The 12,918-nt window shown below is 61.0% G+C and carries 11 protein-coding genes; 6 read left to right on the forward strand and 5 right to left on the reverse strand.

Annotated elements, in window-relative coordinates; translation table 11 throughout:
- The first annotated feature begins 255 nt into the window (after positions 1-255).
- On the forward strand, positions 256-543 hold the full coding sequence (locus tag ABTV29_RS05270; RefSeq protein ID WP_433769137.1) for a DUF3509 domain-containing protein: 288 nt from the start codon (positions 256-258) through the stop codon (positions 541-543).
- Positions 544-711: 168 nt separating this feature from the next.
- On the opposite strand, the gene ABTV29_RS05275 is transcribed toward ABTV29_RS05270, so the two are convergent.
- Entirely contained in the window at positions 712-1,680 is a 969-nt protein-coding gene (locus tag ABTV29_RS05275; protein ID WP_433769138.1) for a TIGR02285 family protein, read from the reverse strand.
- Positions 1,634-2,833 carry a CaiB/BaiF CoA transferase family protein gene (locus ABTV29_RS05280; protein WP_433769139.1) on the reverse strand — a complete coding sequence of 400 codons (1,200 nt, stop codon included), beginning with the start codon at positions 2,831-2,833 and terminating at the stop codon, positions 1,634-1,636. Before ABTV29_RS05280 ends, ABTV29_RS05275 begins: the two co-directional genes overlap by 47 nt.
- Before the next feature lie 148 nt (positions 2,834-2,981).
- On the opposite strand from ABTV29_RS05280, the gene ABTV29_RS05285 reads away from it, so the two are divergent.
- The 3 genes from ABTV29_RS05285 (at position 2,982) to ABTV29_RS05295 (ending at position 6,687) form a co-directional block, all read left to right on the forward strand.
- Positions 2,982-3,524 (forward strand): YaeQ family protein, encoded by a 543-nt coding sequence (locus tag ABTV29_RS05285; protein WP_433769140.1) that lies wholly within the window; start codon positions 2,982-2,984, stop codon positions 3,522-3,524.
- Between the two features lie 66 nt (positions 3,525-3,590).
- Positions 3,591-5,300 (forward strand): single-stranded-DNA-specific exonuclease RecJ, encoded by a 1,710-nt coding sequence (gene recJ / locus ABTV29_RS05290; RefSeq protein WP_433769141.1) that lies wholly within the window; start codon positions 3,591-3,593, stop codon positions 5,298-5,300.
- Between the two features lie 280 nt (positions 5,301-5,580).
- Positions 5,581-6,687 carry an NADH:flavin oxidoreductase/NADH oxidase gene (locus ABTV29_RS05295; protein ID WP_433769142.1) on the forward strand — a complete coding sequence of 369 codons (1,107 nt, stop codon included), beginning with the start codon at positions 5,581-5,583 and terminating at the stop codon, positions 6,685-6,687.
- A 178-nt stretch (positions 6,688-6,865) separates the two neighbouring features.
- On the opposite strand, the gene glpD is transcribed toward ABTV29_RS05295, so the two are convergent.
- The 3 genes from glpD to glpK form a co-directional block, all read right to left on the reverse strand.
- Positions 6,866-8,404 (reverse strand): glycerol-3-phosphate dehydrogenase, encoded by a 1,539-nt coding sequence (glpD, locus tag ABTV29_RS05300; protein WP_433769143.1) that lies wholly within the window; start codon positions 8,402-8,404, stop codon positions 6,866-6,868.
- A gap of 296 nt (positions 8,405-8,700) precedes the next feature.
- Entirely contained in the window at positions 8,701-9,456 is a 756-nt protein-coding gene (locus ABTV29_RS05305) for a DeoR/GlpR family transcriptional regulator (RefSeq protein ID WP_433769144.1), read from the reverse strand.
- Between the two features lie 95 nt (positions 9,457-9,551).
- A complete protein-coding gene (gene glpK / locus ABTV29_RS05310) occupies positions 9,552-11,057 on the reverse strand; it encodes a glycerol kinase GlpK (RefSeq protein WP_433769145.1) in 1,506 nt (501 codons plus the stop codon).
- A 377-nt stretch (positions 11,058-11,434) separates the two neighbouring features.
- Here glpK and ybaK point away from each other — a divergent pair, with 377 nt between their 5' ends.
- Both ybaK and ABTV29_RS05320 read left to right on the forward strand, forming a co-directional pair.
- Positions 11,435-11,905, forward strand: coding sequence for a Cys-tRNA(Pro) deacylase (gene ybaK, locus ABTV29_RS05315; RefSeq protein WP_433769146.1), 471 nt, complete (start codon positions 11,435-11,437; stop codon positions 11,903-11,905).
- A gap of 138 nt (positions 11,906-12,043) precedes the next feature.
- The gene (locus ABTV29_RS05320; protein WP_433769147.1) at positions 12,044-12,826 is read left to right on the forward strand and encodes a PhzF family phenazine biosynthesis protein; all 783 of its coding nucleotides are present in this window, start codon (positions 12,044-12,046) and stop codon (positions 12,824-12,826) included.
- Positions 12,827-12,918: the final 92 nt, after the last annotated feature.

Below are 12,918 nucleotides of genomic sequence, written 5' to 3' on the forward strand. Positions count from 1 at the left end.
GCAAGGCTTGCCCGCGATGGCGATCTCTCGGACGCCATCGCGGGCAAGCCTTGCTCCCACAGGGCATGCGCTCCTTCCACCCGACAAACGCGATACCACTGTTTTTTCCCTGTCATCTTTGCCATGCATGCTCCATAGACCAGAGACGCACGCAGGCCCGCGCTCTGCATCCCGAACTTTCTTCTCGTGCCGGCGGTCATTTACTGTGAATACGCCCCAGGCACTTTGTTTCCGGACTATTGAGTGGTGATCGAGATGGAAAGTATCAGTCTCTTGCTCGGTGAGGCTCTGAGCCCGTACCAGGTGACATTGACCCCGTCAGGCCTTCAGGGCGAATGCCGGGTGACATTGAAGAATGCGAGCGGCATCAAGGTGGTCGAGCGCAAGTTCAGTCGGGAGCAATTGACCGACAAGCGTTTGCTGACCGACGTGGTCGATGGCTTGCATCGTGACGTTCTGATTGCCGAAGGACGCCTGGAGCCCTGCATGATCGCGGCGATGCGCAATGCTGCGCAGGACAAGTTGATGGCCAGCAGAACCTGAATTGTCATTTGTGGGAAACTTCCTGCATCCAGGTCAGTCAGACCCTATAACAGCAGGATCAAGCATTGTGCTCCGGTGCTTGTAGCTTGCTGCTACGGGTCTAGTGAAGACCACGTTTAACCCCGAGTCGTCTCCCCACTTCTCGGGGTTTCTTTTGCCCGGCGTTTGTCACTGCCGGGCCTGTTCCTCGAAAAATGCCTTGGCAGCTTCCAGGTATTCGCCGCGACTTTCCGGGTCGAGCCAGGCGGCGTAAGCCTCGCTCAGGTGATCGCGGGGCAGGGCGCGCAGCAGTTGGTTGATTTCGACGATGGCTTGCCGGCCCTGTGGGGTGTCCGTACAGCCAATGAAGCCGGACAGGTATTTGCCCGTGCCGTGAATCGGGTAGAACTGCAATTCATCCTCGCCAATCCCGCGTTGCTGGGCCTGGTAGCGGATTTCCGGACGATAGCCCAACAGCAACTGCAAGCGCCCCAGGCGCTGCATTTCCAGGAGGCTGCCCAAGGCCTGGTTGCCATAGTGAAGCGTGAGGGTTTTGGGTGGCGCCTGTTTAAGCAGGGCGTCGAGGTACTCGCCATAGTTGCGCTCGGCAACAATCCCCAGCGCCAGCTTGCCGGTGGCCAGCAGGGCTGCCAGATCCACCTCGCCATCCTTGATAAAAGGCGTCAGCAGGTCACGATCGACCCGTCGTATCGCCAGTCCGTTGCTCATGGCGCGGAAAACCGGGACGGAAAAGGCGATCCAGCCTTCGCGTTCCTTGCTCCAGTTCAGCGCCGCATCGCAGGTGAGGGAGGGTTCGTGGAGCATTTGCAGGCCACGCGCGCGATTGACCCGCATGACGCTGTGCTGGTACTGCGGCATGCCGGCGATCAGTTGGGTCAACAGTTGATCGATGACCCCCTGGCCCTTTTTCGGTCCTTCGAAAATAAACAGCGGCGGCAAATCACGCTTGAGCCAGACCAGGGTTTGCCTGGTTTGCGCCAATGCCGAAGGCGCCAGTGCCGCGATCAGCAGCACCCCCAGCAATGCACAGATGACCAGCCCGCTCGGCCGCAGGCAGCGCTGGGTGGTACGCGCAATCAGACGCCTGAGCTCAGATGGCCCCGTCCTTGCGCAGCTGTGTGATCTGCGACGCGTCATAGCCAAGTTCCTGGAGTACCTGTGTGTTGTGCTCACCCAACTGCGGCCCGACCCATTCACAATCTCCGGGAGTCTCTGAGAGTTTCGGCACAATCCCGGGCATCTTGAAGTCTTTGCCATCCGGCAGCTTGGCTTGCAGGAACATTTCCCGTGCCAGGTACTGCGGATCGTTGAACATGTCTTCGGCGCTGAAGATCCGGCTGGCGGGCACGTCGGCCTGGTTCAGGTGCTCCAGTACCGTGTCCAGCGGCAGCGAATTGACCCAGCGATCGATGACTCCGTAGAGCTCGTCGCGACGACTGTCACGGCCGTCATTGCTGGCCAGTACCGGATCATTGGCCAGATCTTCGCGGCCGATGATCAGCATGAAGCGTTTGAAAATCGCATCACCATTGGCGCCGATCTGCACGTGTTTACCGTCGGCGCTGGTGTGAATCGAGGAGGGCGTGATGCCGGGCATGATGTTGCCGGTGCGTTCGCGGATGAAACCGAATACGTCGAACTCCGGCACCATGCTTTCCATCATGGCGAAGATGGCTTCATACAGCGCCACGTCGACCACCTGGCCCTGTCCGCCATTGACCTCGCGGTGACGCAGCGCCATCAGCGCGCCAATCACGCCCCACAGCGCGGCGATCGAGTCGCCGATGGAGATGCCGGTGCGCACCGGTGGCCGGTCTTCGAACCCGGTGATGTAGCGCAGGCCGCCCATGGATTCGCCCACGGCGCCAAAGCCGGGCTGATCCTTCATCGGGCCGGTCTGGCCGAAGCCGGAGAGCCGCACCATGACCAGTTTCGGGTTCAGTGCGTGCAGGGTCTCCCAGCCCAGGCCGAGCTTCTCCAGCACGCCCGGGCGGAAATTCTCGATCAGGATGTCCGCTTCGCTCAGCAGCTTTTTCAGAATCTCCAGACCGTCCGGGTGTTTCAGGTTCAGGGTCAGGGACTTCTTGTTGCGCGCCTGCACGAACCACCACAGCGAGGTGCCTTCATACAACTTGCGCCACTTGCGCAGCGGATCGCCGCCGTCCGGGGATTCGATTTTGACCACATCGGCGCCGAATTCAGCGCAGATGCGCGAAGCGAACGGGCCGGCAATCAGCGTGCCCAATTCGATGACTTTGAGGCCTGAGAGCGGTTTGGCGGTGAACGGCATACGGGATCCTGTAGGACAAAGGGCTGAGCGAGTACAGAGTTTTAACATAGCCGACTGTCAGGCGCTCAAGGTAGATCGCCATCAATTCGATGATTGCCTGTCGCATCGGTTAGACTTGCCGCCTTTCCACGTCTCAAGAAGCCCGTTCATGGCCCAGCCGTCCACGACCTACAAGTTTGAACTGAACCTCACCGACCTCGACCGCAGCGTCTATGAGAGCGTCAAGCAGACCATCGCCCGTCACCCTTCGGAAACCGAAGAGCGCATGACCGTGCGTCTGCTGGCCTACGCCCTCTGGTACAACGAACAGCTGTCGTTTGGCCGTGGTCTGTCAGAAGTGGACGAACCGGCCCTGTGGGAAAAAAGTCTGGATGACCGCGTTCTGCACTGGATCGAAGTCGGCCAACCTGACGCCGAGCGCCTGACCTGGTGCTCGCGTCGCACCGAACGCACCAGCCTGTTGGCCTACGGCAGCCTGCGCGTCTGGGAAGGCAAAGTGGTGCCGGCGGCGAAAAACCTGAAAAACGTCAACATCGCTGCGGTTCCCCAGGAAGTCTTGGAGACCCTGGCCAAGGACATGCCACGCGTTATCAAGTGGGACGTGATGATCAGCGAAGGGACGATGTTCGTCACCGACGACCGTGGCCAGCACGAAGTCCAGTTGCAGTGGTTGGCGGGCGAGCGCGGCTGATCACTCACCGCTGGACCACGTCATCCTGTTTTATCCTGTGTATTCAAGAGAAGCCCCTGTCACCCCATGCGTATCGAACCTCGCCAGCTGCCCGACACCCTGCCGTTCCTCGGTGATATCCCGCCGCTGCTGACCCGCCTGTACGCGGCGCGGGGCGTGCAGTCCGAAGCCGAACTGGACAAGAGCCTGGCGCGGTTGATCCCGTTCCAGCAACTCAAGGGCATCGAGGCGGCGGTGGATCTGCTGGTGGTGGCACTTGAGCAGCGGCAGCGGATCCTCATCGTCGGCGACTTCGACGCCGATGGCGCCACCGCCAGTACCGTTGGCACCCTGGGCTTGCGCTTGCTCGGTGCGGCGCATGTCGACTACCTGGTGCCCAACCGGTTCGATTATGGCTACGGCCTGACCCCGGAAATCGTCGCGGTGGCACTGGAGCGTCAGCCTCAGTTGCTGATCACCGTGGACAATGGCATTTCTAGTGTCGAGGGCGTGGCCGCGGCGAAAAAGGCCGGGCTCAGCGTACTGGTCACCGATCACCACTTGCCCGGCGATGAACTGCCGCAGGCCGATGCCATCGTCAATCCGAACCAGCCGGGTTGCGAATTCCCGAGCAAGGCGCTGGCGGGTGTCGGGGTGATTTTCTACGTGCTGATGGCCTTGCGCGCGCGGTTGCGCAGCCTGGGTTGGTACGAAGCCCGGCCGCAACCGAACATTGGCGAATTGCTCGATCTGGTGGCCCTGGGCAGCGTCGCCGACGTGGTACCGCTGGATGCCAACAACCGGATCCTGGTGCATCAGGGCCTGGAGCGGATTCGCGCCGGGCGTGCGCGCCCGGGGATCAAGGCGATCCTCGAAGTGGCCAAGCGTGATCACGCGCGCATTACCTCCACCGATCTGGGCTTCATCGTCGGCCCGCGGCTGAACGCGGCTGGGCGTCTGGATGACATGAGCCTGGGCATCGAGTGTCTGCTCACCGAGGACGCTGGCCTTGCGCGGGAAATGGCCACCCAGTTGGACGGCATGAACCAGGACCGCAAATCCATCGAGCAGGGCATGCAGCGTGAGGCTATGGCCCAGCTCAAGGATTTGCCGGTGGAATCGATGCCGTTTGGCCTGTGCCTGTTCGATCCCGAATGGCACCAAGGGGTGATCGGTATCCTCGCCTCGCGCATGAAGGAGCGTTATTTCCGTCCGACCATTGCCTTTGCCGATGCCGGCGACGGCTTGCTCAAGGGCTCGGGCCGTTCGGTGCAGGGCTTTCATATCCGCGATGCCCTGAGTGTGGTGGCGGCGCAGCATCCGAATCTGATCACCAAGTACGGCGGGCATGCCATGGCCGCCGGCCTGACGTTGCCGGAGGCGAATTTCCCGCTGTTCGCCGAAGCCTTCGATGCCGAAGTGCGCCGGCAATTGCGCGAAGAGGACCTGACCGGCCGTCTGCTGTCCGATGGCACCCTGGCGGTCGAGGAGTTTCATCTGGAGCTGGCCCGTGCATTGCGCCATGCCGGTCCCTGGGGGCAACACTTCCCGGAGCCGCTGTTTCATGGGGTGTTTCAACTGGTCGAGCAGCGGGTGGTCGGCGAGCGGCACCTCAAAGTAGTGCTCAGAAGCGAATGTGGTTCGGTCAAGCTCGATGGCATTGCCTTTGGCATCGACCGCGACATCTGGCCGAATCCGACCATCAAGTGGGTGGAGTTGGCCTACAAACTCGACGTCAACGAATTCCGTGGCAATGAGACTGTTCAACTGATGATTGCCCACATCGAACCGCGTTGAACCCACACCTGTAGGAGCGAGCACGTTCGCGATGAACGACAAGGCACCGCGGGGCATCAGGTGCCCAGCGGTATCGTTCACGTCCATCGCGAGCAGGCTCGCTCCTGCAGGGAGAGCGACATCCCCCGATGTCGACTAGGCTCTAAGCACTGCTTGATTATCCTTGTGACGTCTTGTCCAATTTTTTGCCCGCGGGGGCGGGTGCTTTACCTTTTTCCTGTCACTCGTCGACTTTTCAAACAGAACCCTGGAGCCTGACCACTGATTTGAGAGGTGCCCCATGAGTCTGCTGCTTGAACCCTTTACCCTTCGCCAACTGACCCTGCTCAACCGCATCGCGGTATCGCCGATGTGCCAGTATTCCAGTGTCGATGGCCTGGCCAATGACTGGCATCTGGTTCACCTTGGCAGCCGCGCCATTGGCGGGGCGGGGCTGGTCTTTACCGAAGCCACGGCAGTCACCGCCGACGGGCGCATCACCGCGCAGGATCTTGGTCTGTGGAACGATGAGCAGATCGAGCCGTTGCAACGCATTACCCGCTTCATTACCGCCCAGGGCGGCGTGGCCGGTATCCAGCTGGCCCACGCGGGACGCAAGGCCAGCACCTATCGGCCTTGGCTGGGCGTACATGGCAGCGTGAAACCCGCAGACGGCGGCTGGCTGCCGGTCGGCCCGTCACCCATCGCTTTCGACCCGGAACACACCAAGCCCAAGCAGCTCGAAGAAAGCGAAATTGCCGATGTTATCCAGGCGTTCGTCGATGCGGCCAAGCGCGCGCTGATCGCCGGTTTCAAGGTGGTCGAAGTGCACGCCGCCCACGGTTATCTGCTGCACCAGTTTCTTTCGCCACTGAGCAATCAGCGGCGTGACCAGTACGGCGGTTCATTCGAAAATCGCATTCGCCTGGTATTGCAAGTCACCGAAGCGGTGCGCGCGGTGTGGCCGCAAGAGTTGCCGCTGTTTGTCCGGGTATCGGCCACCGATTGGGTGGAGGACGGCTGGAATCCCGATGAAACGGTTGAACTGGCGCGACGTCTCAAGGCGTTGGGCGTGGACCTGATCGATGTCTCCTCGGGCGGCACGGCGGTCAACGCGGAAATTCCTACGGGGCCTGGCTACCAGACGCGCTTCGCCGAGCGGGTGCGCAAGGAGTCGGGCATTGCCACCGGCACCGTCGGCATGATTACCGAGCCGGCGCAGGCCGAGCACATCCTGCGCACCTGTCAGGCGGACATCATCTTCCTCGCCCGCGAACTGCTGCGCGATCCGTACTGGCCGCTCCATGCGGACGACGACCTGGGCGGGCGCAAGGCGGTCTGGCCGGCGCAGTATCAACGGGCGACCCACCGTGATCAGCCCATCCATGAATCGGACTTGCGTGACTGAGCACCACCCTCTGTAGGAGCGAGCATGCTCGCGATGAACGAAAAGACACCGCGGGGTATCAGGTTCCCGGCGTTATCGTTCACGACCATCGCGAGCATGCTCGCTCCTACAGTGTCGAAGGCCATAAAAAAGCCCCTGGATCGCGAGATTCAGGGGCTTTGTTTTTTCGCCGGTGCGATCAGGCGGCTTCGATCTTGCTGCGGTTCTGTTCGACCTTGTTCAGGTAGTCCTTGAGCTTGTCCTGTTCCGCAGCGGTGGTGAACAGGCCGAGCTTGCTGCGACGCCAGAGAATGTCATGGGCGGTGGTGGCCCATTCTTCGCTGCACAGGTAATCGACCTCGCGGGTATAGAGACCGCCGCCGATGTGTTCGCCCATATCGCCCAGATTCTGTACGCCTTCGAGCATGCGCCAGGTACGGCTGCCGTAGGTGGTGGCCCAGCGGCGGGAAATGTTGGTCGGGATCCAGTCGAACGCGTCACGGATCTGCGAGCTCAGCGCCTGCGGGGTGGTCATGCCTTCGCCACCCGGGAGAGGTTCGTTGGCCGTCCAGCTCGGCTGGATGTGCTCGAAGTAAGGTGTCAGTTGCGCCAGCGCCGACTCGGCGAGTTTGCGGTAGGTGGTCAGCTTGCCACCGAACACCGACAGCAGCGGCGCTTCTTCACCACTGCCCGACAGCGCCAGGGTGTAGTCGCGGGTGACGGCCGACGGGTTGTCGGATTCGTCGTTGCACAACGGGCGCACGCCGGAGTAGCTGTGCAGGATGTCATCGCGGCCGATCTGCTTCTTGAAGTGGGCGTTGACCACATTGAGCAGGTAATCGGTTTCGCCTTCGGTGATTGCCACAGCAGCCGGATCGCCGGTGTATTCGCGGTCGGTGGTGCCGATCAGGGTGAAATGGTTCAGGTACGGAATGGTGAACACGATGCGCTGATCTTCGTTTTGCAGGATGTGCGCGTGCTCGCCTTCGTACAGTTTCGGCACGATCAGGTGGCTGCCCTGGATCAGGCGAATGCCGTACGGCGATTCCATTTTCAGATCATCACGAATGAACTTGGCGACCCAGGGGCCGGCGGCGTTCACCAGCGCCTTGGCGCGAATCGAAAACAGGCTGCCATCGGCGCGCTCCAAGTGCAGGTGCCACAGGCCTTTGGCGCGACGGGCGCTGACGCAACGGGTCTGGGTGTGGACATGAGCGCCTTTTTCCCGGGCGGCCATGGCGTTCAACACCACCAGGCGCGCGTCGTCGACCCAGCAGTCGGAGTATTCGAAGCCCTTGGTGATTTCGTTTTTCAGTGCGCTGTCCGGGCCGAACTTCAGGCTTTTCGAGCCTTTGAGCTGTTCCCGCTTGCCGAGGTTGTCATACAGGAACAGGCCGGCGCGGATCATCCAGGCCGGACGCAGGTGCGGGCGATGGGGCAGCACGAAGCGCATCTGCTTGACGATGTGCGGCGCCTTGGTCAGCAGCACTTCGCGTTCGGCCAGGGCTTCGCGCACCAGGCGGAACTCGTAATGTTCGAGGTAGCGCAGACCACCGTGGATCAGCTTGCTGCTGGCCGACGAGGTGTGGCTGGCCAGGTCGTCCTTTTCGCAAAGGAACACCGAGAGGCCTCGGCCGGCGGCATCCGCCGCGATCCCCACGCCATTGATCCCGCCACCGATGACGGCGATATCGTAGACCTCGGCAAGAGGGGGCACAGGCAAGGTAGAAGTGGGCATCGGCTAAGGCCTCGGAATTCTTTGATGTTCGGTATTTGAAACCGAACATGAATGTTCATTTGCGAAAATGTTAGCCGATAAACATGCGCGCAGCCAGTCGGCTTCGATTGAAAAAACTCATCGAAAGCGCGGAAAAGGAAAATATTCGAACACTGAATGCGTGTAATAGCGCAAAAAGAGTGGTGCAGGTGAAATCGCTATCGCGAGCAGGCTCGCTCCCACAAGGGCAGTGCGGACCCTGTGGGAGCGAGCCTGCTCGCGATAGCGTCGGGACAGGCGACGAGAATGTTGGGGGGTTAGACGACTTCCAGTCGAACCTTGTGCTGATTCAAAAGCTGCGTCAGCGCAGGCGAGGGTGGCTGGTCGGTGACCAGGCAATCGACCAGGCTGATCGGCCCCAGGCGGATCATGGCGTTGCGCCCGAACTTGCTGGAGTCGGCGGCGAGAATCACCTGGCGGGCGTTGGCGATGATCGCCTGGGACACCCGCACTTCCTGATAATCGAAGTCCAACAGGCTACCGTCTTCATCGATGCCGCTGATGCCGACCAGGGCGAAGTCGACCTTGAACTGATTGATGAAGTCGACACTGGCCTGACCGACCACGCCACCGTCGCGGCGCACGTTGCCGCCGGTCAACAGCACGTCGAAGTCATCCTTGGCACTGAGCATCGACGCCACGTGCAGGTTGTTGGTAATGATCTTCAGGTGATTGTGATTGAGCAGTGCGCGGGCGATGGATTCGGTGGTGGTGCCGATATTGATGAACAGCGAGGCGTGATCGGGGATCTGCGCGGCGATGGCTTCGGCAATCCGCTGCTTTTCATCGCGCATCTGATCGGCGCGCATGGCGTAGGCGGTGTTCTCGACACTGGAATCGTAGGCCGCGCCGCCGTGGTAGCGACGCAGCAAATTGGCTTCCGCCAGCTGATTGATATCGCGGCGGATGGTCTGCGGAGTGACAACAAACAATGTGGCCATTTCCTCGATGCTGACATAGCCGCGCTCGCGGACCAGTTCGAGGATTTGCTGCTGGCGGGGAGGCAGATTCATGGGGCGTCCTTTGGGCTGCCGTGCAAAATTTGCCCATGATGCCGCACGAATCCACTCCCTGCCAGTTACATCAGGGCACCAGTCTTCAGCCTGGCTTATTCAGCGCCTTCATGTGGCTCCCAGTCGCGCGTGCGGCTGACCGCTTTTTTCCAGCCGGCGTAGAGTTTTTCCTTTGCCGCTTCGTCCAGTGTCGGTTCGAACTGACGCTCGATCACCGCCTTGCCGCGCAGTTCTTCCAGGCTGCCCCAGAAGCCGCAGGCCAGGCCTGCCAGGTACGCTGCACCCAGCGCCGTGGTCTCGCGCATCTTCGGGCGTTCAACCTGGGTGCCGAGAATGTCGGCCTGGAATTGCATGAGGAAGTTGTTCGCCACCGCGCCGCCATCCACCCGCAGGGCCTTGAGGCGCTCGCCGGCGTCCTGCTGCATGGCGTCGAGCACATCGCGGGTCTGGTAGGCGATGGATTCCAGGGTCGCGCGGATGATGTGATCCACCCGTACGCCACGGGTCAGGCCGAACAGCGCGCCACGGGCATACGGGTCCCAGTAGGGCGCGCCGAGGCCGGTGAAAGCGGGGACCAGGTACACGCCGTTGCTGTCCTTGACCTTGTTGGCGAAGTACTCGGTGTCGTGTGCGTCGTTGATGATTTTCAACTCGTCACGCAGCCATTGCACGGTGGAGCCACCGTTGAATACTGCGCCTTCCAGGGCGTAAGCCACTTCGCCGCGCGGTCCGCAGGCGATGGTGGTGAGCATGCCATGACTGGATTTCACGGCTTTGTTGCCGGTATTCATCAGCAGGAAGCAACCGGTGCCGTAGGTGTTTTTCGCCTGACCGGCCTCGACGCACATCTGGCCGAACAGCGCCGCCTGCTGGTCGCCGGCGATACCGCCAATGGCAATGCCGCTTTTGGTGCGACCGTAAATTTCCGAAGAGGCTTTCACCTCTGGCAGCAGTTCCCTGGGGATATCCAGCAGCTCCAGCATCTTCGCGTCCCACTCCAGGGTGTGGATGTTGAAGAGCATGGTGCGCGAGGCGTTGGTGTAGTCGGTGACGTGGACCTTGCCGCCGGTGAATTTCCAGATCAGCCAGCTATCGACCGTGCCGAACAACAGTTCGCCGTTGCGTGCGCGTTCACGGCTGCCTTCGACGTGGTCGAGAATCCACTTGAGCTTGGTGCCGGAGAAATAAGGGTCGGTGACCAGACCGGTGGTCTCGCTGATGTATTGCTCATGACCATCACGCTTGAGCTGCTGGCAGATCTCAGTGCTGCGACGGCACTGCCAGACGATGGCGTTGTAGATCGGCCGACCGGTGCTCTTGTCCCAGACCACGGTGGTTTCACGCTGGTTGGTGATGCCGATGGCCGCGACCTGATCGTGATGCAGACCCGCTTGCGCCAGGGCCTCGACCATCACCGCACTCTGGGTGGCGAAGATCTCCATCGGGTCATGTTCAACCCAACCGGCTTGCGGGTAGTGCTGGGCGAATTCGCGCTGGGCGGTGCAGACCACGTTCGCGTCGCGGTCGAAAATGATCGCCCGGGAACTGGTTGTACCCTGGTCGAGGGCAATGATGTAGTTCTTGTTCTGTGTGTCGGTCATGTCGATTGCCTTGGACGAAAAAGGGAGCGGAGCCTGGTGCGTGATCCTGTAGGCGTAGTCATGCGCCAACGGTATCAAGAAATACGGGGTTACCGTCAGTGTCCGGTATTGGGTTCGATAAAATTCATAAACGAAAAAATATAGACAGGAAATGGGGCTGTCAAAGGTCGAAAGTGAACGGTCCATGTGGGAGCGAGCCTGCTCGCGAAAAAAAGCCCAGGCAACGCGTTCATCCAGGTCGCACAGGTTCTTGTTGTCGTCCATCGCGAGCAGGCTCGCTCCCACAATAAGCAGCACGCAACATGGGAGCCTTTTGCAGATCAATGTCCTAGAATCCGGCGCAGTGTTTTTCTACTGCCGCCCAGTCTGGAGCTGTCATGACACCTGCGTTGGATTTGCTGAAAAAGGTTCGCGCCGAACACCGTGTACACAGTTATGAACATGATCCCAAAGCCGCGTCATATGGATTGGAAGCCGCGGAGAAGCTCGGCCTTGATCCGGCGCAGGTGTTCAAGACCTTGCTGGCGGCCAGTGAAAAGAACGAACTGCTGGTGGCTGTGGTGCCGGTGGGCGGGACTCTGGACCTGAAGGCCCTGGCCCATGCCGCAGGCGTGAAGAAAGTCGAGATGGCGGATCCCGCCGCCGCACAGCGCTCGACCGGGTATCTGCTGGGCGGGATCAGCCCTCTGGGGCAGAAAAAGCGCCTGCGTACCTTTATCGACAATTCCGCCCAGTCATTTGCGAGCATTTTCGTCAGCGCCGGGCGGCGCGGCCTCGAGGTCGAACTGGCCCCTGCGGTGCTGGCCGAACATACCCAGGCGAAGTTCGCCGATATCGGCCGCGCCTGACAGCGGATGAACCACTGTAGGAGCGAGCCTGCTCGCGATGGACTCAAGAACACCGCGGGGAACCAGACTCCCCGCGTTATCGTTGACGACCATCGCGAGCAGGCTCGCTCCTGCAAGTCCTGACAAAGGGAGAATGTTATGCAGCTTGAGTTTCATCAGGTCGATGCGTTCAGTGATCGTGCCTTCAGCGGTAATCCGGCGATGGTCTATCGGCTGGACGCCTGGCTCGCCGACGAGTTGATGCAGAAAATTGCCGCCGAGCACAACCTGGCGGAAACCGCCTTTGTGGTGCGCGAAGGGCTGGGCTGGCATATCCGCTGGTTCACCCCGACCACCGAGGTGCCACTGTGCGGTCACGCCACCCTGGCCAGCGCCTATGTGCTGTTCGAAATCTACAACGAGCCAGTCGAGCGCCTGGATTTCACCTGCAAGTCAGGTCCGCTGAGCGTGAGTCGCGAAGGCGGGCGGCTGTGGTTGGATTTCCCAGCCATCGTGCCGTCGGAACTGGGCGTGACCCAGGAAGTCGAGCGCGCGCTGGGCGTGGAGATCGTCGACGTGCTGGGTTCCAATGAATTGTTCGTGGTGCTGGAGTCCGAGCAGGCTGTGCTCGATTGCCAGCCGGACATGGTCGCCCTGGCGAAACTGCCCTGGCTGGGCGCCATTGTGACTGCCCGGGGCAGCAAGCATGATTTCGTCTCGCGCTACTTCGCGCCGGCCATCGGCATCAACGAGGACCCGGTGACGGGGTCCACCCATTGCAGTCTGATTCCGTACTGGTCCAGGCGCCTGGGCAAGTCGAGCCTGACGGCTTACCAGTGCTCCAAGCGAGGTGGGGAGTTGTTCTGCCGGCTGGAAGGGGACCGGGTGAAGATTGGCGGGAATGCGACGTTGGTGGCCAGCGGAAGATTGATCCTCACCTGATGCATATCCCCTGTAGGAGCGAGCCTGCTCGCGATGGTCGTCAACGATAACGCGGGCATTCTGATACCCCACGCTGTTCTTGAGTTCATCGC

This window comes from Pseudomonas putida, from assembly GCF_050989985.1.
GTDB classification, from domain to species: domain Bacteria; phylum Pseudomonadota; class Gammaproteobacteria; order Pseudomonadales; family Pseudomonadaceae; genus Aquipseudomonas; species Aquipseudomonas putida_AI.

Excerpts from the sequence above, each read along its gene's own strand:
- ABTV29_RS05270 (WP_433769137.1), top strand. The coding sequence starts at position 256 with ATGGAAAGTATCAGTCTCTTGCTCGGTGAGGCTCTGAGCCCGTACCAG.
- ABTV29_RS05275 (WP_433769138.1), bottom strand. The coding sequence starts at position 1,680 with ATGACGCGTCGCAGATCACACAGCTGCGCAAGGACGGGGCCATCTGAG.
- ABTV29_RS05280 (WP_433769139.1), bottom strand. The coding sequence starts at position 2,833 with ATGCCGTTCACCGCCAAACCGCTCTCAGGCCTCAAAGTCATCGAATTG.
- ABTV29_RS05285 (WP_433769140.1), top strand. The coding sequence starts at position 2,982 with ATGGCCCAGCCGTCCACGACCTACAAGTTTGAACTGAACCTCACCGAC.
- recJ (WP_433769141.1), top strand. The coding sequence starts at position 3,591 with ATGCGTATCGAACCTCGCCAGCTGCCCGACACCCTGCCGTTCCTCGGT.
- ABTV29_RS05295 (WP_433769142.1), top strand. The coding sequence starts at position 5,581 with ATGAGTCTGCTGCTTGAACCCTTTACCCTTCGCCAACTGACCCTGCTC.
- glpD (WP_433769143.1), bottom strand. The coding sequence starts at position 8,404 with ATGCCCACTTCTACCTTGCCTGTGCCCCCTCTTGCCGAGGTCTACGAT.
- ABTV29_RS05305 (WP_433769144.1), bottom strand. The coding sequence starts at position 9,456 with ATGAATCTGCCTCCCCGCCAGCAGCAAATCCTCGAACTGGTCCGCGAG.
- glpK (WP_433769145.1), bottom strand. The coding sequence starts at position 11,057 with ATGACCGACACACAGAACAAGAACTACATCATTGCCCTCGACCAGGGT.
- ybaK (WP_433769146.1), top strand. The coding sequence starts at position 11,435 with ATGACACCTGCGTTGGATTTGCTGAAAAAGGTTCGCGCCGAACACCGT.
- ABTV29_RS05320 (WP_433769147.1), top strand. The coding sequence starts at position 12,044 with ATGCAGCTTGAGTTTCATCAGGTCGATGCGTTCAGTGATCGTGCCTTC.